The following is a 22,963-nucleotide window of genomic DNA, read 5'->3' as shown; positions in this document are numbered from 1 at the left end:
CAACCATAAACCAGCAACTATTCATTTTTCTTAGCACTTACCAAAACATTCATTCCAGAAAGGAGTTTGTCGTTGTTTTGATTGTTTTCAAGAATAATTTTTACGGGAAAACGTTGTTCTATTTTTACGAAATTTCCAGTTGCATTGTCAGGTTTTACCAAAGAAAACTGCGAACCCGAAGCAGGCGAAATACTTTCTATTTTTCCTTTAAATTCAATGTTCGGGAATGCGTCGGCAGTTATCGTAACCTCTTTATTTTGGTCGATTTCTCCAAGTTGCGTTTCTTTAAAATTGGCGATAATCCATTTTTCTTTAGAAACAATTTGCACCAAAGCCTGACCTTCTTTTATCAATTGACCTTCCTGAATTGTTTTTTTGCCAACCCAACCGTCGTAAGGAGCAGTGACAACCGTATAAGAAAGAAAAAGTTTCGCATTATTAAGACTTGCCGAACTTTGCTGAATCTGGCTTTGCACTGGCGCAACTCTCGTCTGTTGCTCGTTAGCGCTTGCTTTTATCGCATTTTTTTGTTGTTGCAAAGCAAGAAGATTGGCTTTTGCTTGTTCGTAAGAGGCTTTTATATTTTCGAATTGCTGTTCTGTTGCGGCATTTTGCTCAAGAAGATTTTTGTAACGATTATAATCTTGTTCAGTTTTCCAAATGTCAATTTTCGCAGAAGCAATTTTTGCATCGATAATTTTTGAATCACTTTCCTTCGTATTCACGCCACTTTGCACGGTTTTTACAGTTTCCGTTGTCGCTTGTAGATTGGCTTCTGCAATGTTGACTTGGTTTTTAAACTCACGATTATCAATAATCAACAAAGTGTCGCCTTTTTTCACAAACTGATTTTCTTTAAACTTAATTTCCTTGATAAAACCAGAAACTTTGCTAGAAACTGGCGTTATATATTGCTCAATTTGTGCATCGTTGGTCGTCACATTTTTTCGACTAAAAAGGTAAAAGCTCAGCATTCCTACAACGCCCGCAATTATGAGAATCCAAGCCAGAAGCGAGATACTTTTGTTGATTCTTTTTTCTCTTTTTGTAAGTTGTTTTGTTGCCATATTTTAAAGCTTTCCGATGATGTATTGTAATTGATAATATTTGAGTTGTCTATTGATTTTTACCGAAATTAAATTAGATTCTGCTTCCAAATAAGCATTGTCGGCATCGATAAGTTCTGTTATTAAACTTAATTTGTTGGCATATTTTGTTTTTACAATTCTGTAATTTTCCTCAGCTTGGGCAATTGCTTCTTGTGCAATATTTACTTTTTGTTCGGTTTCTTCATATTTTTTATAAGCCTGAAAAACCTCGTGTTTTAGCTGTTCTTCCTTTTCCTCCAATTCCAGATTTGCCAAGTCGATATGTTGTTTGGCTTCCTGCATTTTGTATTTATTTTTATACAAATTTTCGATAGGATAGGTGAGTGTCACGCCCAACATGCCGAGTCTGTACGCATAAGGTTCTGGCGGAAAAAACATCATGTTCGGGTATTTTAACCAATATTCGCCGCCCATTGTGATGTTCGGGAGATAATTGCCTTTCACAATTTTTTTGTCGATTTCTGCCAAACGAATGTTATTTTTAGAAACTTCAATATTTTCATTTTCTGAGATGGCTTGAGAATTCAAATCTTCCAAATACGGGATTTTTACTTGTTCTGAAACCAATTCTGTGGTTTCTACATGCAATTCCTGATTGTCGGGCAAGGATAAAAGTGTTTTGAGTTGATGTTCTGCAATTTGAATATCGTTATCCAATTCTGTCCAAGACATTTTGTGATTAGAAAGTTGCAAAGACGTTCTCAGAACTTCATTGTAAGTCACCACGCCATTTTGTTTTAGAATTTTTGTTTCCTTAATATTGGCGCTGTCTTCTTTCATTTTTTGTTGAATTAAAGACTGTTGCTCTTTCAAATGATGAATTTGTAGAAAAGCAGTAATGATTTGCATTTTCAATTCACGTTCGTCTAACTGTGTTTTGAGCTTTGAATTTTCTGTATTAATTTTTGCCTTTTTTTCGTTATTTTTTAATTTTCCTCCAAGGTAAAGCGGAATGGAAGCCGATAATGTGAAATCATACATGCCATTAATTGCGTCATATTTCATGGATTTATCGAAGATTCCGTTTTGATATTGGTGCAAATTGCTCACTTGCGTGTAATTGGTATGAAACTCAATATTCGGCAATTTTTCCATTTTTAAATCTTTTTCTTTAGTTTCAGAAATCGAATTTTTTAAATGACTAATTTGCACAGCTTTATTGTTATTAAGTCCTATTTCTAAAGCTTCCTTCAAAGAAAGTTGATTGTAGTTTTGAGCTTTTAAGTTTAAACTTAAAAAAATTAAGAACAAACTTAAAAGTTGATATTTTCTGAATTGAAATATCATTTTCATAATTTTATAAATGTATTTTTAGGGATTCTTATTTTGATGCCACAAAGTTACGACGCAAAGTATGTGACCGACTTTGTGAAAAATGAAAATTATTTGCGCATTTACGCCAAATTGATATTTTTACTAAATTTGCGAAATGGGAAAAAGTCATTACGATGAGCTTGAAGAAGCGGATGCAAGCTTTTATGTTTACCATCTTTTAACGGGAAATGTAGAAACGAAAAAGCATTCTCATCATTCGGCGCAGTTGATTTACGCCGAAGGTGGAATTATTCACATTTTTACGGAAGAAAAGCATTGGTATTTGCCTGCTCGCTGTTTTATGTGGATTCCGGCGGGAATTCCGCATTACATTTTGTCTTTTAGTTCAAAAGTGAGTTTGTTTAATTTTTATTTTAAACCAGAAAAAGAAGAAGACGATTTTTTCTCGGAAGTGAATATCTATTCCGTAAGTCATCTTTTGCGTGAAATGATTCTTTTTACCAAAAATTGGAATGGCAAAATTACAGAAATTGACCAGCAGAAATTTTATTTTCTAAAAGCCATGAAGTATATTTTGCCAACTGGGAGAGAAAGAAAGCTGGCTTTTCCTGTACAACATCCTTTCCCGAAAGACGAAATGCTTTTAAAAATTGCAAAATTCTTGAACACCAATTTAGATAAAAATCTTGGTTTGGAAGAAGTCGCAAAAAATTTTGGAGTTAGCAGCCGCACTTTATCCAGGAAATTTAAAGAACAATTGGGAATGAATTATGTGCGTTTTCTTCGTGCTTTGCGTATTACAAAATCTTTAGAATTAATGGGCGAGGAGAAGTATAATATGTATGAAATTGCGATGCTCGTTGGTTATAATTCTTTGTCGTCTTTTAGTAATATTTTCAAACGTGTAACGGGCATTTCGCCAACGGATTATCAACAGCGGTTGAAATCAAAATAAAAAAACCTCCGAAGTCGGAGGTTTTATATTTATTAAAGAAAAAATATTAAGCTTCTTCAGCTGGAGTTTCTTCTTCTTTTTTAGGAGCTGGAGCAGCTTTAGGAGCAGCTTCAACAGGTGCGTCAGATACAACGTCGAATTCGTAGTTGTACTCAACATTTCTGTGAAGTCTGATAAGCGCTTCGAACTTACCTGTTCTTTTGATAGTGTTACCAGGGATTTTGATGTATTTTTTATCTACTTCAACACCTGCTTTAGCCAAAGCTTCAGAAAGGTTAATGTTGTTGATAGAACCAAATAATTTGTCTCCTGTACCAACTTTCGCAGCGATAGTTGTCGTTGTTTTTTTCAATTTGTCAACGATAGCATTAGCAGCAGCGATTAATTTAGCTTCTTCTTCTTTTCTAGCTTCTAGAGTTTCTGCAAGGATAGCTTTGTTTTTAGGCGTTGCTAATACTGCGATACCTTGAGGCATAAGGAAGTTACGTGCGTAACCTGGTTTTACGTTTACTGTATCGAACTCAAGTCCTAAGTTTTCAACGTCTTTTTTAAGGATAATTTCCATGTTGTTGTCTTGTTTAGATTTTAGAGGAAAGAAGAAAGAGCAAAGAAAAAAGAGTTATGTCTTTCATCTTTTATCTTTTGTCTTTTATCTAAAACAGTTAGAATTAATTAATTTATTCAGCAACTAAAAATAGCTATAAGCTTTAGGTATAATACTTAAAGCTTATAGCGTATTGCTTTTTTATCTTATTTTAAAAGGTCTGCTACGTAAGGCATCAAAGCTAAATGTCTAGCTCTTTTGATAGCTGCAGATACTTTTCTTTGATATTTAAGTGAAGTTCCTGTGTAACGTCTTGGTAAGATTTTACCTTGCTCGTTAACGAATTGTAATAAGAAATCAGCATCTTTATAATCTACATGCTTAATTCCGAATTTTTTGAATCTACAATATTTCTTTTCAGATTTTGTATTGATATCAAGTGGTGTTAAGAATTTTACTTCAGATTCTCCACCAGCTGAGGCTTGTTTAGCCATATCATCTATTGCCATGTCTTTTTTGTTTTAGGGATTAATAATTAAGCTTTAGCAGCTTTAACTTTAGCTCTTCTAGTTACAGCGTAGTCAACAGCGTGCTTGTCCAATTTTGTTGTTAAATAACGGATAACTCTTTCGTCACGTTTGAAAGCTAATTCTAACTCAGCTACAACATCACCTTCACCTTTAAATTCGATTAAAGTGTAGAATCCATTTTTTTTCAATTGGATAGGGTAAGCTAATTTCTTAAGACCCCACTTTTCTTTAGCAACGATTTCGCAACCTTTTTCTTTTAAAAGGTTTTCAAATTTTTGCACTGCTTCCTCCACCTGTGCATCAGATAGAACGGGAGTTAAAATGAAAACAGTTTCGTAATTGTTCATAATGATTAATTAATTGGTTAATTATTTCGAGTTGCAAAGATATAATTATTTTTTAAAATAGAAAGTATTAAAGAAAAAAAGCTGCTCCATTTCTGAAGCAGCTCTTGTTAAGTTAAATTATAATTGATTATTTTTTGATAACCTTAATAGTTTCAGAACCATTGTCTGTTTCAACAACTACTACGTAAGCACCAGGTGTCATTCTTGACATGTTAACTTCGTTAGCTGTTGTTTTTGCAGCTTGGTTAGTTACTAATTTACCATTCATATCAAATACCTTGATAGATTTAGCATTAGAAGCACTTGTAACTTTTAATACATCTACAACTGGGTTAGGGAATACCTGAACTTTTGCTTTGTTAATATCGCTAACTGCTAATGTTCCAACTTTAACGCTATAGTCTTCGTATTCTCCGAATTGGTCTAGATCATTCATACAAGGGTCTTCAGAAGCTGGGTTGTTACTACCTGCTGCTAGAACTTGAACACGCATTCTGTAAGTACCTGCAGCTGTTGTAGCTGGGATTGTGATATCGCTAGATGTAACTACACCTGTTCCTCCATCACCAATTTCTCCTAAGTACTCATTTGCTTCAAATACACCGTTATTGTTATAATCGATCCAAGCAGATACTCTTTCATACCAACCGTCACCAACTGTTACTGACATTGGGTAAGTTTCACCAGCCATCACATTTGCAGGTGCTACTGAAGAAGTATAGTCACTGTATCCGTCTGTTCCACAAGCTGAGTCATTATCAATACCAGCAAAAGTTACATTTGTGATAAGATCACCATCTTCACAGTTAAGTGCTACTTCGCAATAAGTTACTGGCGGCGTAGAAGAGTTAACTTTTAATATGTAGTCTTCAGCTTGTCCAAAAGATGTTCCTACAACACAAGGATCAACGTATGGCGTTGCACCGTATGTCTTTTTGATTCTTAAACGAGTATTTCCTGTTGTAGCATCAGCTGGTACTGGGATGCTTACAGATACAGTTTTGCCATCTACTCCAGTTGAAGCTTCTAGGATGCCTTCTACTACATAAGTTTCAGTAGTTGGATCAAAAGTTCCATCTTGATTCCAGTCAGCAAAAACAACGAATCTGTTTTTATAATTACCTCCAGTATAACCTTCAAGAGTCATAGTGTAAGATTCTCCTTTAGTAACTGTTGCAACTTTGTCAAGGAATGTCTCGTGTGCAGGTGCTGATGTTGCAGCTGAAGTTGCATTTGTTAAATCAGCAAAAGTTACTTTTGTAATAGGTTCAACATAACCAAAAGCAAGTGGACCGCAATATGGCTCGTATGGATTAGGACCTGTTGTTAACTTATAAGAAGGACAACTTGCAGCACTTGTGCCATCAGTGTTTACTCCTACAACTTTCCAATAATATGTTGTACTATATTGTGTGTTAGTAATATTAACGGCCGTATTGGCTGTGCTACCTAGTTTTGTTAAAGATGCAGCATCTGTTCCCCAATATACATCGTATGATACTGGAGTGCCTCCTGTTGTAGGAGCAACCCAAGATAATGGTGTTGTTCCTCCAGGAACTCCTGTTGCACCGTCTGCTGGTGTTACGTTTGTAACGCATCCAGGTGGATTTGTATCTAAAGTTTTGAATGAAAATTCTGTACATCCAGTAGCTGATCCAATTGTGTTTTTAGGTACAACTTTCCAATAATATGTAGTTAAAGGACTTAGTCCAGCAGCAGTTGTTGATGTAGAAGTGTAGTTACCTAATAATGTTGTTGGGTTAGGAGATGTTCCTAGATATACGTCGTAACTACTAGCAGTACCTCCCGTTGTTGGCGCTGTCCAAGATAAGGTTGGTGCAGGATTAACGCCTACAGCTTGATTTCCATTTGCTGGAGCAGTTAGAGTTGCACAGCCAGGTGCTTCTGTTTGCGCTGTAGAACTAGTTACCACGAAATCATCTACCGCAAATCCAAATTGATCATTGGATGTACATTGAATTGCAATATATACATTTTGACCAGCGTATTGACTTAAGTCGTACGTATATTTGTGCCAAGTAATGTCCGCAGGGGAGGATACTTCGTTAGGTGTGATAGCTGTAAAATTACTTACTGCAGTACCTGTTGTTGAAATGTGTACTTTAAACTTTTCATTACCATATTGGCCATCACACGATTTTCCCCAGAAGCTAAGTTCTATAGTACCGTTGTTTAACTGGATTTGTGGTGAGATCATCCAGTCATTGTTTTTAGGAGTAGTTGCAGCAAAAGCAGCCATCATTTTATTTCCTGTTCTTGCTGTCCAATCCGATGTAGCACCTGGTGTAATTGGAGGTGTTGTGGTTGTGGAGTTGAAAACTTGGAAAGATTTTTTTGCTCCAGAGTTTGCGAATTGGATTCCTGAGAAACCATAGGTCGTAGACTGATCCACGTCTGTAAGAGTCCAACTTCCAACATTTGCAATTGCGAAGTCGGTGTAACTTTCGAAACTGTCTTGGAAAAGTACCGTTTGCGCGGATGCGCTCACGCCCAATGCGACAAAGCATGATAGTAAAACTTTTTTCATAATAATTTATTTTTTGATTTTGTGATTTTCAAATATATTAAAAAAAAATTAAAATGCAAATTTGATATGAAAAAAATGATATTAATAATTGTTTATTATTTTTATGTGTTATTTGTTGATTAATTTGTATTGTATTAATTATTAATTGAAATAATTGATAAAATTCGTTATTTTAGATTTTAATAGATTTTTAATTTATGTTAAAGTTATTTAGCAGGTAAAGTATTTGTTATTTTGTGAATATGTTATTTTATTTTTCATAAAAAAAAGACCAGCAGAATATGCTGGCCTTTTCCATTAATTAATTGTTTTATTTTATTATTTCCTGATAATCTTGGTTGTTTCGGTGCCAAGTTCAGATTTTATGTTCATGGTGTATGTGCCAGTTTGTAATTTAGAAAGATTGATTTCTTTTTTACTAGCATTGACATCTATGTTATAAACTAATTTTCCAGCAAAATCAAAAATCTTAATGTTTTCAATTTTTAATGCTGAGTTTATTGTTACTACGTCCTTAACCGGATTTGGATAGATAACCGACTTGTTTTTTTGTAAATCGCTAACCGCTAAATTACCTACGCTAACAGTATATTCTTCCGCTTGGCCATAACGTGCGCTAGCACAAGGGTCGTTTAATGCTCCAAGATCTGTTGCATTATCATTAAATATTTTTTTAACACGCATTCTAGTATTGCCCAACAACGCAGATGCAGGTACAGTGATAGATTGACTTACAAATTTTTCGTCTTCTCCGTTTGAATCAGTTAGCGCATTATCTATTATATACACTTCGCCTGCATCATTTAGACTGCCATTTTGGTTCCAATCAAAATATACTGCGAATTTTGCTTCGTATGGCCCATTAGTATTTCCAAATAATTTAATATCATAAGATTGCCCTTTGTTAACGTGTGCAATTTTATCAACGAATATTTCGTGTGCATTATTTTGTCCAATCTCCGCAGGTGAAGTGTTAGACAGGTCAGCCAACTCTACTTTTGTAATTGGTTCAACACCATTTACTTGAGTCCCAAGAATTTCAAAACCAAATTTAAGTGGACCACAATAAGGGTTGAATGGACTACCTTCTGTTTTGAAAGATTGTACTGTACATCCAGCTGCTTCTCCTGCGTCGTTAACAGGTCTTATGCTCCAGTAATATGTTTTGTTGTATTCTAAATTAGTTAAAGTAATGTTGGTTCCTGGCGCATAACCAATAAATTGCAGGTCGTTTGCTGAATTTCCTAAATAGAAATTGTAAGCACTTACATTTTGAGTGGATGGAGACGCTTCCCAACTAAATTGATTGTTAGAAGTTGGTACATTTTGTTGGTTGTTGGTTGGCGTTAAAAGATTTACACAAGTAGGTAAAACTGGCGGTACAAAATCATTAACAACTTTTATGTTGTCAATTGCCAAAACGTACATATCGTTAGAGTTATTAACAAATGCAAAACGAATATTTTTACCAATATAAGGTGTAAGATCCGCATATCGCGTTGTCCAGCTAGCATTTTCTGCAGATTTACTGAATAGTTCAACGGTGAAGTCTGCGATGGTGTTACCTCCATTTGGCGCAAGCATTACTTTGTAACCATCTGGGAATTGTGGATCTTCAGCTTTAGCTTGCCATACCAATGATGGGCTACTTCCGGAAATTGCTACACTTGGCGAGATTAGCCAGTCGTTAGAGCTATTCGCAGGTTCGTACCAAGATGTACTCATTGCAGCATTGTTGCCTGCTGGTTCTTGAAATTCTCCATCAGGACCAGATCTGTCATACACAGTCCATCCATTAATGAAAGAAACATGTTGAGCGGGTACGTTGCCGTCGGCATCAATTACCGTCCAAGCACCGATTCCAGGGCCGTTGCCATCAAAGTTTTCTTGAAAAATTTGACTGTAGCCTAATAGCGGAAGAGTGCAAAAGGCTAGCTTAAGTAAATTTTTTGTCATATTATTTAAAATTGTTTTGGTTTGGTTTCAAAACTATGAAAAAAATTTACAATTTTGTAATATAAAAGTTAAAATATTTTTAAAAATAGTTGTCGGTGGTTTAAAACGTCTTTTTAAGGCCTTTGTTTTAGCTTTTATTTCCTATGTATAAGTTTATTTAAGAATAAAATTAATCATTAACATGGTTTTTACTTCTTAAATCTTTTAAAAAATTGATTTTTAATTCTTCATATAAAGAGTGGCGACTCACCAAAATCGATGCAATAGAAGACATCATACCTGCTAACATCAAATAAAATATCAAAGAATGTCGATCGGTCATTTCCAAAACAATAATAGCTGCAGTAAAGGGCGCTCGCGTAATTCCGGTTAAAAAAGCAACCATCCCTGCAAGGATAACGACATTGGTCTCGTGCGGAGATAAATGTATTAAACCAGAAATTACCGATCCTACACTTGCTCCCGCAGAAAGTGCTGGTGCAAAAATTCCGCCTGCACCACCAGATGTGAAAGCTAATGCAGGGCCGATCATCCTAAGAAGCGGGACGTACCATTCTTCGTGTTTGTTGTCGGTAAATAGGACGCGTTCCATAATTTCTTTCCCGGATCCTAAAATTTCACGATTAATAAAATAAGCTATACTCGCAATAATCAAGGCGCTAATAACTAGGAAAATGATATTAGAAACGTCGGTTTTAAATCTTTTTTTCCAAGCACTTATTTTTAACATAATCACAGAAAGTTGACTAGCAAAAATTCCTGAAATACACGCTACCAAAATCACAGGGAAAATAACACTTAATGAGATGTCACTTGTTTTTGGATAGCCAAGATAAAGATAAGAACCAGCTAATGTTTGAGCGGTTAGACCTGCAATAATTACAGCTGTGAATAAAGCTGTTTTAAAATAGTTGATGTGCGTCTTTGTCAACTCTTCAACTGCAAATACAATTCCGCCCAAAGGTGTGTTGAATGCCGCTGCTAGACCTGCTGCGGCACCAGTCATAATCATATTTTTCTTAGAAATTTTCGGATACCAAGAAGGAAGATATTCATTAACTTTTCTAAAAATGGAACCTGCAATTTGGATGGTCGGACCTTCGCGCCCAATGGCGCCACCACCAATGACTAAAACGACTGATGAGATGATTTTTAAAATTAAAATTTTAATGCTTAACAGATGTTTAATCTTGTTGTGCTCTTTAGGATTTGCCATTTCGACTGCTGCCATAACTTGCGGAATTCCAGATCCTTTGGAATAAGGCGCAAATGCTTTAACTAGCCACCATGACAATACAAAACCGATTGGTGCGATAATAAAAATCATCCAGTCATGCCAGTTCATAATGAGTTCGAGAAGTTTTTCGCCCCAAGCAAAAATTTTGGCATACATCACTGCGAAAAATCCCGTAATAACCGATCCAATCCAAAAAGGAATTGCTTGTAAAAGATTATTTTTTAGTTGTTCGTTTCGGATGTTGTCGAAAGAACGTTTTAACATGAGACGAAGGGTGTTAAGCATCTTTTTCATGTTTTAAAATTTTAGCAAGGCTGGTTCGTGAACTCTGAAAATTTTTGCACCTTTTTCGAAAAGTTGTTGATGGATTTTTTCAACTTCTTGTTGGATTTCTAGAGGACTTTTTCCTAAAGGTTTGTAAATGAAAGATTTTCTTGAAATTCCGATTAAAATAGGGAAGTCGCCAAAACCAATGTATTCTAATTCGTTAATGATTTGTAATTGATTGTCTTGCGTTTTCGAAAATCCAAAACCAGGATCGAGAATAATATCTTTTATCCCAAGTTGGTTAAGTTCATCAATTTTTTTCGAAAAGAATTTATTTAATTCAAGAATAATATCGTCAGAATGCGGTTTTTCATGCATGTTGTCGTAACTCGAATTAATGTGCATCAAAATGTATGGAAGTCCAGTTTTCGCAACTTCATTTAACATCTGGTCGTCAAATTGTCCAGCCGAAATATCATTAACAATGTCGATGCCTTCGTTGTAGCCGAATTTCACCACTTCGCCATAAAATGTATCTAAGGAAATTAAACTCTCAGGAAATTCTTTTTTAATTAAAGAAATAATGTTCCCGATTCGTTTGATTTCTTCTTGTGCAGAAATGTGTTCGGCGTTTGGTCGCGTCGATTGTGCACCGATGTCAATAATGTGTGCACCATCTTTTAATAATTGTTCGGTGTGAAGTAGTGCGTTTTTTTCAGAATTAAATTTTCCACCATCAGAAAAAGAGTCTGGTGTCAGGTTAAGAATCCCCATAATCTTGGTCTGGCTCAGATCGATTAATCTACCATTGCAATTGATACTGAATTGTTTATCTACGGAAAATGCTGAATTGGAAAACTTCATTTCACAAATTTATAAAACAAGATGCGGAACGCCAACCAATTATTAAAATTCCTTTATTTTTTGCGATAATTGTCATCCTCTGCGATTGGCTAAAATTTGTATCTTTGACCAATAACTCATTTTTATGGCGAATACATCGGTGCAGTTTGAGGAAGTTATCAAAAGCTGCCGAGATCTTTTTCAGAAAAAACTTAGCGATTATGGTTCGGCTTGGCGTGTTTTGAGGCCGAGTTCGATTACGGATCAAATTTACATCAAAGTCAATCGTATTCGTACTTTGCAGATGACGGATGTCAAAATGGTGGACGAAGACGAAAAAGACGAATTTGTGGCAATTGTCAATTATTCCATCATTGGTTTAATACAATTAGAAAAAGGTTTTTCGGATGAATTAAATGCCGACGAAACCGAAATTATGAGTTTGTATGACAAATACGCCAACGAAGCCAAAGCCTTGATGGAATGCAAAAATCACGATTACGGCGAAGCTTGGCGCGAAATGAGAATTAGTTCGATTACGGATTTAATTTATCAAAAAGTTTTGAGAACCAAACAGATTGAAGATAATCAAGGTAAAACTTTGGTGTCAGAAGGTTTGGATGCTAACTATTTTGATATGCTCAATTATGCTGTTTTTTGCTTGATAAAATATTCATCCTAAAATTAAATAACATATGATCAAAAGACTTTTACGTTATATTATTGCGGTAATTTTTATTGCATCGGGTTTTGTAAAAGCCGTTGATTTAAAAGGTTTTTCTTTTAAGCTGGAGGAATATTTTTCTCCGTCTGTTTTCAACTTGCCATTTTTTGAACAATATGCCTTAGAGTTGGCGACAATTGTTGTGGTTTTAGAACTGGCTTTAGGTTTTATGCTTTTAATGAAGATTAAACTAAAAGCCACACTTGTTGCACTTATTGCGCTTTGTGTATTCTTTGGGTTTCTAACATTTTATTCGGCGTTTTATAATGTTGTAACCGATTGTGGATGCTTTGGTGATGCGATGAAGATGACGCCATGGCAATCCTTTTGGAAGGATATTGCACTTCTTGTAGGCTTGTTAATTTTATTGTTATTAAATAAGAATTATCACGAAAAAACAGATTTAGGTTGTGTCAAAATGCCTGTTCTTGGTATTTTTGTTTTAGTGATGATTTATGTAATGTATCGCGGAATTACACATGAACCTTTAATAGATTTTAGAGCTTATAAAATCGGAACTGACCTAAATGCCGAGCGTCAAAAAATCGAACAAGATCCATCGGTTTACAAGACTTTTTATTCACTTAAAAATTCTAAAACTGGAGAAGTGAAGAAGGTTGATCAAGATGAATATATCAACAAAAACTATTGGAAGGACGAAACTTGGCAGATTGAAGAAGGTAAAACAACATCCGAAATTGTTAAGCAAGGTTACGATTCCGAAATCAAAAAATTAAAATTAGAAACGCCGACTGGCGAAGATAAAACCGCCGAAATCCTTAACGAACCAAAAGCGATTTTAGTGTTCGTTTATAAACCAAAAGAAGCGTCAACGCAATTGGTTGCTGAGATTCAGAATATGATGATGCACGAGCGTTCGGTGAAAGTCTACGGTGTGTCGACGCAACCAGATTTTTTCAACAAAATTCCGAATCTTATGATGGACGAAATCGCAATTAAAACAATTGCTAGAAGTAATCCTTTTGTAATGGTTTTAGAAAAAGGAAAAATCGTTGAAAAATTGGGAGCTAAAGATTATTTAGAAGAATATAAAAAATAAGAATAATGCAAAAATCAAATAAATCAATCGCAGGATATCACATGTTGATGTTGTTGTCAGCTGTCGATTACAAATTTAGTCCAGAAGAAGAAAAAGTTATTTTAGAATATCTGGCGGAAGAATTTCCGTTTCGTTTAAATTTGGACAATGAGTTGGATGTTATTGCGAGTCTTCAGCCAAGCGATTGGAAGGATCATTTCGAGTTTCATGCGAGATGTTTTTATGACGATTCGACGCCTGCAGAGCGTGAGGAATTCCGTGCTTTTGCGAAGAAGTTGATCAAGGCGGATCAAGATGTATCGCGTGTAGAACATCAATATTACACGATGATGAAGACCATCTGGAAAATGGATTAATATTAAATTTAATAAAAATAAAATGAGAAAAAACATCGTTGCAGGCAACTGGAAAATGAACAAAAACTTTGCGGATGCAGAGGCTTTAATGATCCAACTTTTAGAATACAAAAAAAACAATACAACCAATTGCGAAGTTTATATCGCGCCGCCGGCTTTGTATTTAACAATGGCTAAAGACATCTTCAAAAATGCTGAAGTTGAGGTTTTCGCACAAGACGTTTCAGAATACCAAAGTGGCGCATACACAGGCGAAATTTCTGTTGAGATGATCAATTCTATTGGCATTGACGGGAGTTTGGTGTCGCATTCAGAGCGTCGTCAATACCACGGTGAGACCGACAGTCACGCGAATAGAAAAGTGAAAGCTCTGTTGGATGTGGGTCTTACGCCGATCTATTGCAATGGCGAAACTTTAGAGCAACGCAAAGCTGGTCAACATTTCGAAGTGGTAAAAAACCAAACCGAAGTGGCGCTTTTCACGCTTTCTGCGGACGAAATCAAAAAAGTGGTTATCGCTTACGAGCCAGTTTGGGCGATTGGTACGGGCGAAACTGCGACGCCAGAGCAAGCACAGGAGATTCACGCGCACATCAGAAGTCTTATCGCTGCCAAATACGGTCAAGAAGTGGCGGACGAAATTTCGATTTTGTATGGCGGATCTGTTAAACCTGACAATGCAAAAGAAATCTTCTCGCAGCCAGATATCGACGGTGGACTTATCGGTGGAGCAGCGCTTAAAATCGAAGATTTTTCGAAAATTATCGAAGGTTTTAATCCATAACATATTTTTAATTTGGGCGTGCCCTCAAAACAAAAACGCGGACGACATTGTCGTCCGCGTTTTTTGTTTTATCGGTCGGTCTACGCGCAGTCGCTGTGATGCTCGGTCGGCTCCGCTGCGCTCCGCCGCCTCACATCACGAGCTCCAACAATGCGCTTCGCCCTCACGCAGATGCGGGATAATTAGAAGATTTAGAAAAACGAATTTTATTTTTTAGAAAGCTAAAAATTTAATGACAAAAAAGAATTATTCAGTAACCAAAATATTCAATTTCTCAGCCAAATTTTTTGTCAGATTTCTTCGCGAAAAAGCGTCTATGTTAGCATTTTCAGAATTGCTATTTCCAGATTTCCAAAGCTGATAAATTTTTAGAATATAGGATTTTAGACTTTCAATTTCCGAATAATCAAAATGTTTTCCAGCCTTCGTTTCCTCCAAAATTTTTGAAACATCAGCCTCTCTTGGACCAAATGACAAAATTGGTTTTCCAGTTGATAAATATTCAAACAATTTCCCGGGAATAATACCTTTTGACGAATCATTTGGAAAGTTTGTAATCAATAATAAATCTGAGTTTTTCATTTCCTGATAAGATTCGCCGTGAGCTAGATAACCGAGGATTTGCAAATGTTTTCCAACTTTTGAAGCCTTTAGATTTTCAAGAATTTTATCATCGAGGCGACCAACAAATTTCATTTCGAAATCTTTTTCAAAATCTTGATGTTCTGTAAGAAGCTCATTGATGGCTTTCCAAAGATTTTCTGGATTTCGCAGTTGCTCCAAAACCCCAACATAACTCAAACTGAATTTCTTTTTGGTGCTTTTATATCTATCAGCTTCAACAAAACTACTCGTGTCAAAACCATTAGTGATACACACCGAATTGGCGCCCATTTTTCTAAAATTTTCAGCATCAGTATAACTCGTTGCTAAAGTCAAATCAGCTGTTTTAAAAACTAATTTTTCGAGATTGCGATGTTTTTGGTCAGAAGATTTTGTAAGTTTCAGATGTTTGTAATAAGATATTTCTGTCCAAGGATCACGGAAATCTGCAATCCATTTTAGATTTGGGATTTCCTTTTTTAATCCAAGTCCAATAAGGTGTAAAGAATGTGGTGGACCAGTTGTCACGATAACATCGATGTTATTCTCTTTCAGATAATTTTTTAGAAAACTTATGGATGGTTTTACCCAAAACTTTCGCGCATCGGGAATGAAGAAATTGCCTCGCACAAAAATGGAAAGCTTCGACATAAAAGATTGGTTTTTGCCAACGTCAAATTGACCAGCTTTATATTTTTTATTGCCTTTACTGAATTTTTCCGCGAGTTGATAAGGTTCCCAAATTTTCGTTCTAACAATCTTTATGTTTTCAGGAACTTCTTTAAGAAGCGTTTCGTCAACAATCGGATAACTCGGATTTTCGGGTGTGTAGATAATTGGTTCCCAACCAAAATCGGGAAGATATTTTGCAAACTTTAACCAACGTTGTACACCTGGACCGCCAGCTGGAGGCCAATAATAAGAGATTATTAAAACTTTTTTTGAGATTTTCATTCAAGCGCTTTTCGTCATCAAAATCGATTCTGTAAATTTACCCGTTTTTTAATATTGTCCCTAATTTAAAACTGAAAATAAAACTTTTCTTTTTTAATAAACTTTTAAATTCTAATTATGAAATCCTTTTTTGACCAACAATTTAGTCCAAGCAACTTTTCCGAAATCGAAAAAGGCGATTTTGACCAATGTATTTTCGAAAATTGTGATTTCTCAGATTTTGATTTTTCAGGCTATAAGTTCTCAGAAAGTCGTTTTGTCAATTGTAATTTGAGTCTTGTAAAGTTGGGAGATACTGCTTTTCGCGATGTAGAATTTGTGGAGTGTAAAATGTTAGGACTTCATTTTGAAGATTGTAATGACTTCGGATTTTCGATAGATGTTAAGCATTCATTGCTCAATCATTCTTCTTTTTATCAGGTCGATTTGCGAAAGTCAAAGTTTAAAAATGTTGATTTCCACGAGTGTGAGTTTGCAGAAGCTAATCTTTCAAAACTTATTTTGGCGGATTGTCGATTCGATCACGCTCATTTTGAGAGAAGTATTTTGGAAGCTGCAGATTTTCGTACTGCGTCAGGATTTTCGATTAACCCCGTTGATAATTCAATTAAAAAATCCAAATTTTCAAGAGAGAATATTTCGGGACTTTTAGATGTTTTTGAGATTAATATAGAATAAAAAAAGCTGGGAAATCTCCCAGCTCTTTCTTTGTTTAATTTTTAATAAGTTTGGTTACTTTAATGTTTTTACCGTCGTTGATTTTGATCATATAAATACCTTTTTTTAGGTTCGAAATATTGTATTCTTTTGATAAGTCAAAAGTTTTAACCAATTTTCCAGAAGCGTCGTAGAGTTCTATTTTTGTATCTTTATTTAAAGATTCTTCTGGTAAATTAATTTTAAAAGATTCTGCTGTTGGATTTGGATATACCGTAATTCTACTATCGTACTGTCTGGTTTCTGAAGTTCCTAAATTAGTAGCTGTATAGGTTATAATAAAAGGCATGTCAATTTTTGCACCCGAACCAGCATCTGTTAAAGGTAGCCAACCTGATGAGGCGAATTGTTTTGCATTGTAAGTTGGTTTATCCAATATACCTGCAGTTGTTACAGGAGGAAAAAATATAGAAGAGTCATTTGTTGCATGTACTTGATATTCTACCCAATATGTACCTGGCTGTAGTTCACCACTTAGATTACCTTTAGCTTTCCAAATTTTTCTAGTTGTACCAGCACTATTGTTTCCAATTCTGTATAATTTAGCATCGGAGCTTTGTGCTGCGTTGTAGGTATTAGTTGTCATATTACCTAATACTGCCGTAGCGGTTTCAGGATCTCCGTTATAGATTTTAAGCCTCAAATTGTCAATAGGTGGTACAGTCCCAGTATAACTGGTCTGATATAAGAAAACATCTATCGAACTTATTGTCCATTTTTCATTACTCGGTACGACAAAGTCGTCCGCTATTGTATAATTAGTAGTACCTGCATTATTGTAAATAGCAGCAAATCCAAGACTAGTGCTAGTTAAATTATTTACACTTTGTAATTCGCTCCAATTGTAGCCAGTTGGTGCGGGATTCGATCCGTTCGCAGTAGTTGACCCTGTACTCATGGAGCCATTGTCGTAGGTTTGAGCTGATGCAGCGATTGTGATTAAAGTCATCACAGAGAATAATTTTCTTTTCATACGGTTAAAATTTGTTTTTGTTATTTGTTTATCAAATGTAAATAATATTTGAATAATATGTATAAAAAAATATTAAAATTTGTAAAAATATTAAATGGCTGATGGGAATGCTTGTGAAATATTATTTTAATATTTTGTTTATTTTACCTGAAGTAAATCTTTAACTTTGCTTTTTTATTGAATTATACTATGAAAATTAAACTACTCGCACTTGCCACAGTTTTGGCTTTTGGTAATATTACGGCGCAATACACAGATATTAATATTGTTAAAGAAGTTAAGGTCAAACAAAAAGGTGTAATTGTTTCGGCGCATCCTTTAGCCAGTGAAGCTGGTTCTAAAATCCTTAAAGAAGGAGGAAATGCTTTTGATGCGGTTGTTGCTACACAATTGGCTTTGGCGGTAGTTTATCCACAAGCGGGAAACATCGGAGGTGGTGGATTTTTAGTTGCTACAACCAATAATGGAAAAAAAATAGCACTTGACTATCGCGAAACGGCACCAGCAAAGTCTACATTCGATATGTATTGGGACAAAAAAGGAAATGCAAATACCGATTTGTCACAGAATGGAAGATTGGCGGTTGGTATTCCTGGAAGTATTTCTGGGATGTTTGCGACGATGCCTTATGCTAAATTAAGTTTTGATAAATTAATTCAACCAGCGATAGATTTAGCGGAAAAAGGTTTTGCGATTACTGAGCAAGAAGCGGGACTTCTTAATATGCATAAAGAAGAATTTGCGAAACATAACAAAAATATCCCCGTTTTTATAAAAAATGAAAAATGGAAAGCTGGTGATATTTTGATTCAGAAAGAATTGGCAGAAACCTTGAAACGTATTCAAAAGAATGGTGAAAAGGAATTCTACGAAGGTGAAACGGCAAAAATGATTGTTAACGAGATGAAACTCGGAAACGGAATTATTACTGAAGCCGATCTTAAAAATTATAAAACCAAGGAAAGAAAACCAATGACTTTTAGCTATAAAGGTCATGAAGTTGTTACTATGCCTTTACCATCAAGTGGTGGAATTTTGTTAGCACAAATGTTAAAAATGTACAGTTATGCTGATGTTAAAAATCCGCAACAAAATGCGATAGAAACTGTGCAGCCTATGGTTGAGGCTGAGCGTCGTGCTTATGCGGATCGCGCCGAATATATGGGCGATCCAGATTTTATTAAAGATGAAACGACAAAGTTAGTAAGCGACGTGTATTTGCAAAACCGTTGGAAATCCTACAATCCAAATCAAGCTACGCCGAGTAGTGAAGTTGGTAAAATCATAAAGCAAGGAAAGGAAAGTACTGAGACGACACATATTTCGATTTTGGATAAAGAAGGAAACGCGGTTTCGGTGACGACGACGCTTAATGGACTTTATGGTAGTAAAACAGTCGTTTCGGGTGCTGGATTTTTCTTAAATAATGAAATGGATGATTTTTCTGTAAAACCTGGCGTGCCAAATATGTATGGCGCAGTTGGTGGAGAAGCTAACGCAATTAAAGCTGGGAAAAGAATGTTATCGTCCATGGCACCAACTATTCTAATGAAAGATAACAAAGTGAAAATGGTAGTTGGTACACCTGGAGGAACAACAATTCCGACCTCGGTTTTCCAAGCGATTGTAGATGTTGTAGATTTTGGATTAAATGCCAACTTTGCAGTTAATGCTCCGAAGTTCCATCACCAATGGTTGCCAGAAACTGTGGCTGTTGAAAAAAACTTCCCAGAAACAACGGTAAAATCTTTAGAGAAAATGGGTTACAAAATCGAACGTCGTGAGCAAATCGGAAGAACAGAAATTATCCTTGTTGACGATAATAAAAACATTCATGCGGTGGCTGATGGCCGTGGTGACGACTCTGTTGGCGTGGAATAGTTTTTTTTAAAAATATTTTTAAAAGGAGTTTGGATTTTAAATCTGAGCTCTTTTTTTTATTAAAACTCCGATGAGTTTCAAGATTAGGGGTTTTAAGTTTAATGTTTGTATTTTATTAAAATTCATGATTTATAACTCACAACTCATAACTTATTTAAAAGCATAATTCTTATTTTTGCATTATTAAAATTAAAATATGACTTCTTACTTAGAATTTACATTCAAAATAAATCCGGTACAACCTTGGAGCGAGATATTAATGGCAGAACTTATCGGTATTGGATTCGATAGTTTTACGGAAGAACATGATGGGATTTTGGCTTATATCCAAGAGGATTTGTATAGTGAAGAAACGCTTAAAGAGCTTAACTTACTTAATTCTCCAGATGTCGAAATCTCTTATGAATACCGACAAATGCCAAATATCAACTGGAATGAAGAATGGGAAAAAAACTTTACACCTATTAATATTGATGACAAAGTGTTGATAAGAGCAGAATTCCATGAAAGTCAAAATCTTCCTTACGAAATTATTATTCAGCCAAAAATGTCTTTTGGGACAGGTCATCATGCGACAACGCATTTGATGATTCAGCAGATGTATGATATGGATTTCAAGGACAAAAAAGTTTTGGATATGGGTTGTGGGACTTCGGTGTTGGCGATTTTTGCTAAACAACGTGGTGCTGGCGAAACTTTAGCAATTGACATCGACGAATGGTCTGTAGAAAACTCTCACGAGAATGCAGAACGTAACAATGTTGATTTGAAAATTGAATTAGGAACTGCCGAAAATCTTGGTAAAGAAAAATTTGATGTTATCTTGGCGAATATCAACCGAAATATTTTGATTTCTGATATTCCGACTTATGTTAAAGATTTGAATGATGGCGGCGAATTGTTGTTGTCAGGACTTTGCTTCTTTGATGTTGATGATATTCTGGAAGTTTGTAAAGCTGAAAATTTAACTTTAGAAAGACAATTGCAAAGAGAAGAGTGGGTAAGTCTTCTTTTGAGAAAATAGTTAATTTCAAATCTTGACAAAAGAGCGATACAATTTCGTTTTTTTGTTCGTTGAATTAATCAAAGCGAGAGTATTCGGCTTGGGTTTAGGTCTAGATTTTAGGAATTAGGAATTAGGAATTAGGAATTAACTTTGCTTAAACCTTAAACCTTAAACCTTAAACCTTAAACCTTAAACCTTAAACCTTAAACCTTAAACCCAAAACTAAAAACCAACAACTGTCAACCATCAACTAAACACAATTTTGTGACATCAGAACAATTACAATCAGGATATATATTTTTAGTGGACAAACCTTTGGATTGGACTTCCTTCCAAGCGGTTAACAAACTAAAATACAAACTGAAACGAGAATATAGAGAACTTCCTAAGAAATTCAAAATTGGTCATGCTGGGACTTTGGATCCACGTGCGACTGGACTTTTGATTGTTTGCACAGGAAAGTTTACGAAAAGAATTCCCGAAATTCAAGATGCGCCTAAAGAATATTGGGCAGAAGTAAAAATCGGTGTTCAGACAGAATCTTATGACACGGAAAAATCCGAAATTCTACATCAGGATTTTTCACATATTACAGAAGAAGATATTCATAAAACTTTAGAAAAATTTGTTGGCGAAATCGACCAAAAACCACCTGTTTTTTCAGCTTTAAAAATCGATGGCGAACGTGCGTACAACCTCGCGCGCGCTGGCGAAGAAGTCGAAATGAAATCCCGAAAAACCACGATTCATTACATTAATGATATTAAAATTGATGGCGCTTTGGTTAGCTTTATCGTTGGATGTAGCAAAGGGACTTACATCCGAAGTTTAGCGCATGACATTGGTCAAGATTTGGGCGTCGGTGCATATCTCACGCAATTGCGTCGTACCAAAATCGGCGATTACAGCATCGAAAATGCCTCCGAAAAATTCCTTGACAACGACTATCATTTTGAAGATTTGTAAATGAAAAAGCATTTATTTTTTTTACTGCTTGTATTTTCAAGTTTTGTTTTTTCGCAAGATTATCCGCCCAGGAAGAAGTTGGGATTTTTTACAACTTTGGATGCTGGTGTCGGTTTCGATTTGGCTTCCATTGTTAGAAATAGTCAAGCAAAAACAGATTATGAATTGAGTCAAGTTCCACCTGGGAAGTATAATTATGGATTTTCTTCGCAAGTTGGTTATCAGCCGATAAGTTGGTTTGCTTTGGCGGGAGGTTTACGTTACAGTTATATCGATCCCAATTATCATTTGTTGTATTTTACAATTCAGCCTTACTTTTTTGTAAATGATAAAACGGATGATGATTTCTTTTTTATCAGTGCAAAATATGGTAATAAAATCAATCAAACGGCTGCGAAAAATGCAGGTTTTATTGGTTTAAGTTTAGGAAAAATAGAACCAATGACTAACAATCTAGGACAATATTTTTCGGTTAATTTGGAGAATCAAGTTTTGGATGGCGAAGGAACTTTTTTTGTAGGTTTAACTTATGGTTTGATTTTGTTTTCGAATAAAAGATATTAAAAATGGAAAAAACACGTATTAATAAGTATTTGTCAGAAGTTGGATATTGCTCACGTCGAGCAGCTGATAAGCTTTTGGAAGAAGGACGAATTACAATAAATGGTGTAAAACCAGAATTAGGAACTAAAGTTTCTGACGAAGACGAAATTTGTGTGGATGGTGTTTCAATCAGGAAAACTGAAGAAGAACATGTCTACATCGCTTTTAATAAACCTGTCGGCATTGTTTGTACTACAGATACAAAGCGCGAAAAGGACAACATTATCGACTACATCCAACATCCAAAACGTGTTTTCCCAATTGGTCGTTTAGACAAACCTAGTGAAGGTTTGATCTTGTTGACTTCTGATGGCGATATTGTTAACAAAATCCTCCGTTCTAAAAACAATCACGGGAAAGAATATATTGTCCGAGTGGATAAGCCAATTTCGCCAGCTTTCTTAAATAAAATGAGAAGTGGTGTACCAATTTTGGACACAGTGACTAAAAAATGTGAGGTCGAGCAAATCGATACCATGAGCTTTAGAATCGTGTTGACGCAAGGTCTTAACCGTCAAATTCGTCGTATGTGCGAGTATCTTGGCTACGATGTTAAAAAACTAAAACGTATTCGAGTTCTTAATATCAAACTCGATCTTCCGATCGGTAAATGGCGTGATCTAACAAAAGAAGAATTAGCAGAACTTAATCAACTTCTCGAGGGTTCTTCCAAAACTTTTGAATAAATTTTTTAGGAATTAGAAATTAATTTTGTTAAAAACTAA

At 35.4% G+C, this 22,963-nt stretch carries 22 protein-coding genes; 11 read left to right on the top strand and 11 right to left on the bottom strand.

The window, feature by feature from the left end:
- Nucleotides 1-17 precede the first annotated feature (17 nt).
- Both B5X62_RS02850 and B5X62_RS02845 read right to left on the bottom strand, forming a co-directional pair.
- Entirely contained in the window at nucleotides 18-1,067 is a 1,050-nt protein-coding gene (locus B5X62_RS02850; RefSeq protein ID WP_079665858.1) for an HlyD family secretion protein, read from the bottom strand.
- A gap of 3 nt (nucleotides 1,068-1,070) precedes the next feature.
- The gene (locus B5X62_RS02845) at nucleotides 1,071-2,402 is read right to left on the bottom strand and encodes a TolC family protein (protein ID WP_245797124.1); all 1,332 of its coding nucleotides are present in this window, start codon (nucleotides 2,400-2,402) and stop codon (nucleotides 1,071-1,073) included.
- 136 nt (nucleotides 2,403-2,538) lie between these two features.
- Between B5X62_RS02845 and B5X62_RS02840 the strand changes: the two genes are divergently transcribed.
- Nucleotides 2,539-3,339, top strand: coding sequence for a helix-turn-helix domain-containing protein (locus tag B5X62_RS02840; protein ID WP_079665857.1), 801 nt, complete (start codon nucleotides 2,539-2,541; stop codon nucleotides 3,337-3,339).
- A 46-nt stretch (nucleotides 3,340-3,385) separates the two neighbouring features.
- Here B5X62_RS02840 and rplI read toward each other — a convergent pair whose 3' ends face one another.
- The 7 genes from rplI to folP form a co-directional block, all read right to left on the bottom strand.
- Nucleotides 3,386-3,904 carry a 50S ribosomal protein L9 gene (gene rplI / locus B5X62_RS02835; RefSeq protein ID WP_079665856.1) on the bottom strand — a complete coding sequence of 173 codons (519 nt, stop codon included), beginning with the start codon at nucleotides 3,902-3,904 and terminating at the stop codon, nucleotides 3,386-3,388.
- A gap of 185 nt (nucleotides 3,905-4,089) precedes the next feature.
- Nucleotides 4,090-4,392: a 30S ribosomal protein S18 gene (gene rpsR, locus B5X62_RS02830; RefSeq protein WP_027382072.1), complete on the bottom strand. Its 303-nt coding sequence runs from the start codon at nucleotides 4,390-4,392 to the stop codon at nucleotides 4,090-4,092.
- A 26-nt stretch (nucleotides 4,393-4,418) separates the two neighbouring features.
- On the bottom strand, nucleotides 4,419-4,760 hold the full coding sequence (rpsF, locus tag B5X62_RS02825) for a 30S ribosomal protein S6 (protein WP_079665855.1): 342 nt from the start codon (nucleotides 4,758-4,760) through the stop codon (nucleotides 4,419-4,421).
- Between the two features lie 127 nt (nucleotides 4,761-4,887).
- Complete coding sequence (locus tag B5X62_RS02820; protein WP_079665854.1) at nucleotides 4,888-7,308, bottom strand: GEVED domain-containing protein; 2,421 nt, start codon at nucleotides 7,306-7,308, stop codon at nucleotides 4,888-4,890.
- A 318-nt stretch (nucleotides 7,309-7,626) separates the two neighbouring features.
- Nucleotides 7,627-9,264 carry a T9SS-dependent choice-of-anchor J family protein gene (locus B5X62_RS02815; protein WP_079665853.1) on the bottom strand — a complete coding sequence of 546 codons (1,638 nt, stop codon included), beginning with the start codon at nucleotides 9,262-9,264 and terminating at the stop codon, nucleotides 7,627-7,629.
- A gap of 169 nt (nucleotides 9,265-9,433) precedes the next feature.
- Entirely contained in the window at nucleotides 9,434-10,795 is a 1,362-nt protein-coding gene (locus B5X62_RS02810) for a chloride channel protein (protein WP_079665852.1), read from the bottom strand.
- A 3-nt stretch (nucleotides 10,796-10,798) separates the two neighbouring features.
- Entirely contained in the window at nucleotides 10,799-11,632 is an 834-nt protein-coding gene (folP, locus tag B5X62_RS02805; protein ID WP_245797122.1) for a dihydropteroate synthase, read from the bottom strand.
- Between the two features lie 124 nt (nucleotides 11,633-11,756).
- Between folP and B5X62_RS02800 the strand changes: the two genes are divergently transcribed.
- The 4 genes from B5X62_RS02800 to tpiA are packed head-to-tail and all read left to right on the top strand — an operon-like array spanning nucleotide 11,757 to nucleotide 14,535.
- On the top strand, nucleotides 11,757-12,293 hold the full coding sequence (locus B5X62_RS02800) for a DUF1599 domain-containing protein (protein WP_079665851.1): 537 nt from the start codon (nucleotides 11,757-11,759) through the stop codon (nucleotides 12,291-12,293).
- A 13-nt stretch (nucleotides 12,294-12,306) separates the two neighbouring features.
- Nucleotides 12,307-13,395, top strand: coding sequence for a BT_3928 family protein (locus tag B5X62_RS02795; RefSeq protein ID WP_079665850.1), 1,089 nt, complete (start codon nucleotides 12,307-12,309; stop codon nucleotides 13,393-13,395).
- 5 nt (nucleotides 13,396-13,400) lie between these two features.
- Entirely contained in the window at nucleotides 13,401-13,751 is a 351-nt protein-coding gene (locus B5X62_RS02790) for a tellurite resistance TerB family protein (protein ID WP_079665849.1), read from the top strand.
- 22 nt (nucleotides 13,752-13,773) lie between these two features.
- Nucleotides 13,774-14,535 (top strand): triose-phosphate isomerase, encoded by a 762-nt coding sequence (gene tpiA / locus B5X62_RS02785; protein WP_079665848.1) that lies wholly within the window; start codon nucleotides 13,774-13,776, stop codon nucleotides 14,533-14,535.
- A gap of 246 nt (nucleotides 14,536-14,781) precedes the next feature.
- On the opposite strand, the gene B5X62_RS02780 is transcribed toward tpiA, so the two are convergent.
- Nucleotides 14,782-16,092, bottom strand: coding sequence for a glycosyltransferase family 4 protein (locus B5X62_RS02780; protein WP_079665847.1), 1,311 nt, complete (start codon nucleotides 16,090-16,092; stop codon nucleotides 14,782-14,784).
- 117 nt (nucleotides 16,093-16,209) lie between these two features.
- Here B5X62_RS02780 and B5X62_RS02775 point away from each other — a divergent pair, with 117 nt between their 5' ends.
- Complete coding sequence (locus tag B5X62_RS02775; protein WP_079665846.1) at nucleotides 16,210-16,770, top strand: pentapeptide repeat-containing protein; 561 nt, start codon at nucleotides 16,210-16,212, stop codon at nucleotides 16,768-16,770.
- A 34-nt stretch (nucleotides 16,771-16,804) separates the two neighbouring features.
- On the opposite strand, the gene B5X62_RS02770 is transcribed toward B5X62_RS02775, so the two are convergent.
- Nucleotides 16,805-17,782 carry a T9SS type A sorting domain-containing protein gene (locus B5X62_RS02770; protein ID WP_079665845.1) on the bottom strand — a complete coding sequence of 326 codons (978 nt, stop codon included), beginning with the start codon at nucleotides 17,780-17,782 and terminating at the stop codon, nucleotides 16,805-16,807.
- 189 nt (nucleotides 17,783-17,971) lie between these two features.
- Between B5X62_RS02770 and ggt the strand changes: the two genes are divergently transcribed.
- The 5 genes from ggt to rluF all read left to right on the top strand — a co-directional run bounded on the left by ggt (nucleotide 17,972) and on the right by rluF (nucleotide 22,924).
- On the top strand, nucleotides 17,972-19,663 hold the full coding sequence (gene ggt, locus B5X62_RS02765; RefSeq protein ID WP_079665844.1) for a gamma-glutamyltransferase: 1,692 nt from the start codon (nucleotides 17,972-17,974) through the stop codon (nucleotides 19,661-19,663).
- Between the two features lie 196 nt (nucleotides 19,664-19,859).
- Nucleotides 19,860-20,687, top strand: a complete 828-nt coding sequence (gene prmA, locus B5X62_RS02760; protein ID WP_079665843.1) for a 50S ribosomal protein L11 methyltransferase — start codon at nucleotides 19,860-19,862, stop codon at nucleotides 20,685-20,687.
- Nucleotides 20,688-20,933: 246 nt separating this feature from the next.
- Nucleotides 20,934-21,635, top strand: a complete 702-nt coding sequence (gene truB, locus B5X62_RS02755; protein ID WP_079665842.1) for a tRNA pseudouridine(55) synthase TruB — start codon at nucleotides 20,934-20,936, stop codon at nucleotides 21,633-21,635.
- Nucleotides 21,636-22,199, top strand: a complete 564-nt coding sequence (locus B5X62_RS02750; RefSeq protein WP_079665841.1) for a hypothetical protein — start codon at nucleotides 21,636-21,638, stop codon at nucleotides 22,197-22,199. It abuts the gene before it with no gap.
- Between the two features lie 2 nt (nucleotides 22,200-22,201).
- Nucleotides 22,202-22,924 carry a 23S rRNA pseudouridine(2604) synthase RluF gene (gene rluF / locus B5X62_RS02745; protein ID WP_079665840.1) on the top strand — a complete coding sequence of 241 codons (723 nt, stop codon included), beginning with the start codon at nucleotides 22,202-22,204 and terminating at the stop codon, nucleotides 22,922-22,924.
- Nucleotides 22,925-22,963 lie beyond the last annotated feature (39 nt).

The sequence above is a fragment of the Soonwooa buanensis genome, assembly GCF_900167905.1.
Taxonomy (GTDB): Bacteria; Bacteroidota; Bacteroidia; order Flavobacteriales; family Weeksellaceae; genus Soonwooa; species Soonwooa buanensis.
The sequence above is the reverse complement of the archived record's forward strand: the minus strand, read 5'-3'. Positions and strand labels throughout refer to the sequence as shown.

Coding starts and splice junctions, on each gene's coding strand:
- B5X62_RS02780 (WP_079665847.1), bottom strand. CDS start 16,092: ATGAAAATCTCAAAAAAAGTTTTAATAATCTCTTATTATTGGCCTCCA.
- B5X62_RS02775 (WP_079665846.1), top strand. CDS start 16,210: ATGAAATCCTTTTTTGACCAACAATTTAGTCCAAGCAACTTTTCCGAA.
- B5X62_RS02770 (WP_079665845.1), bottom strand. CDS start 17,782: ATGAAAAGAAAATTATTCTCTGTGATGACTTTAATCACAATCGCTGCA.
- B5X62_RS02840 (WP_079665857.1), top strand. CDS start 2,539: ATGGGAAAAAGTCATTACGATGAGCTTGAAGAAGCGGATGCAAGCTTT.
- prmA (WP_079665843.1), top strand. CDS start 19,860: ATGACTTCTTACTTAGAATTTACATTCAAAATAAATCCGGTACAACCT.
- B5X62_RS02795 (WP_079665850.1), top strand. CDS start 12,307: ATGATCAAAAGACTTTTACGTTATATTATTGCGGTAATTTTTATTGCA.
- rplI (WP_079665856.1), bottom strand. CDS start 3,904: ATGGAAATTATCCTTAAAAAAGACGTTGAAAACTTAGGACTTGAGTTC.
- B5X62_RS02845 (WP_245797124.1), bottom strand. CDS start 2,402: ATGAAAATGATATTTCAATTCAGAAAATATCAACTTTTAAGTTTGTTC.
- B5X62_RS02800 (WP_079665851.1), top strand. CDS start 11,757: ATGGCGAATACATCGGTGCAGTTTGAGGAAGTTATCAAAAGCTGCCGA.
- ggt (WP_079665844.1), top strand. CDS start 17,972: ATGAAAATTAAACTACTCGCACTTGCCACAGTTTTGGCTTTTGGTAAT.
- B5X62_RS02810 (WP_079665852.1), bottom strand. CDS start 10,795: ATGAAAAAGATGCTTAACACCCTTCGTCTCATGTTAAAACGTTCTTTC.
- folP (WP_245797122.1), bottom strand. CDS start 11,632: ATGAAGTTTTCCAATTCAGCATTTTCCGTAGATAAACAATTCAGTATC.
- B5X62_RS02750 (WP_079665841.1), top strand. CDS start 21,636: ATGAAAAAGCATTTATTTTTTTTACTGCTTGTATTTTCAAGTTTTGTT.
- rpsR (WP_027382072.1), bottom strand. CDS start 4,392: ATGGCAATAGATGATATGGCTAAACAAGCCTCAGCTGGTGGAGAATCT.
- B5X62_RS02820 (WP_079665854.1), bottom strand. CDS start 7,308: ATGAAAAAAGTTTTACTATCATGCTTTGTCGCATTGGGCGTGAGCGCA.
- rluF (WP_079665840.1), top strand. CDS start 22,202: ATGGAAAAAACACGTATTAATAAGTATTTGTCAGAAGTTGGATATTGC.
- rpsF (WP_079665855.1), bottom strand. CDS start 4,760: ATGAACAATTACGAAACTGTTTTCATTTTAACTCCCGTTCTATCTGAT.
- B5X62_RS02790 (WP_079665849.1), top strand. CDS start 13,401: ATGCAAAAATCAAATAAATCAATCGCAGGATATCACATGTTGATGTTG.
- B5X62_RS02850 (WP_079665858.1), bottom strand. CDS start 1,067: ATGGCAACAAAACAACTTACAAAAAGAGAAAAAAGAATCAACAAAAGT.
- B5X62_RS02815 (WP_079665853.1), bottom strand. CDS start 9,264: ATGACAAAAAATTTACTTAAGCTAGCCTTTTGCACTCTTCCGCTATTA.
- tpiA (WP_079665848.1), top strand. CDS start 13,774: ATGAGAAAAAACATCGTTGCAGGCAACTGGAAAATGAACAAAAACTTT.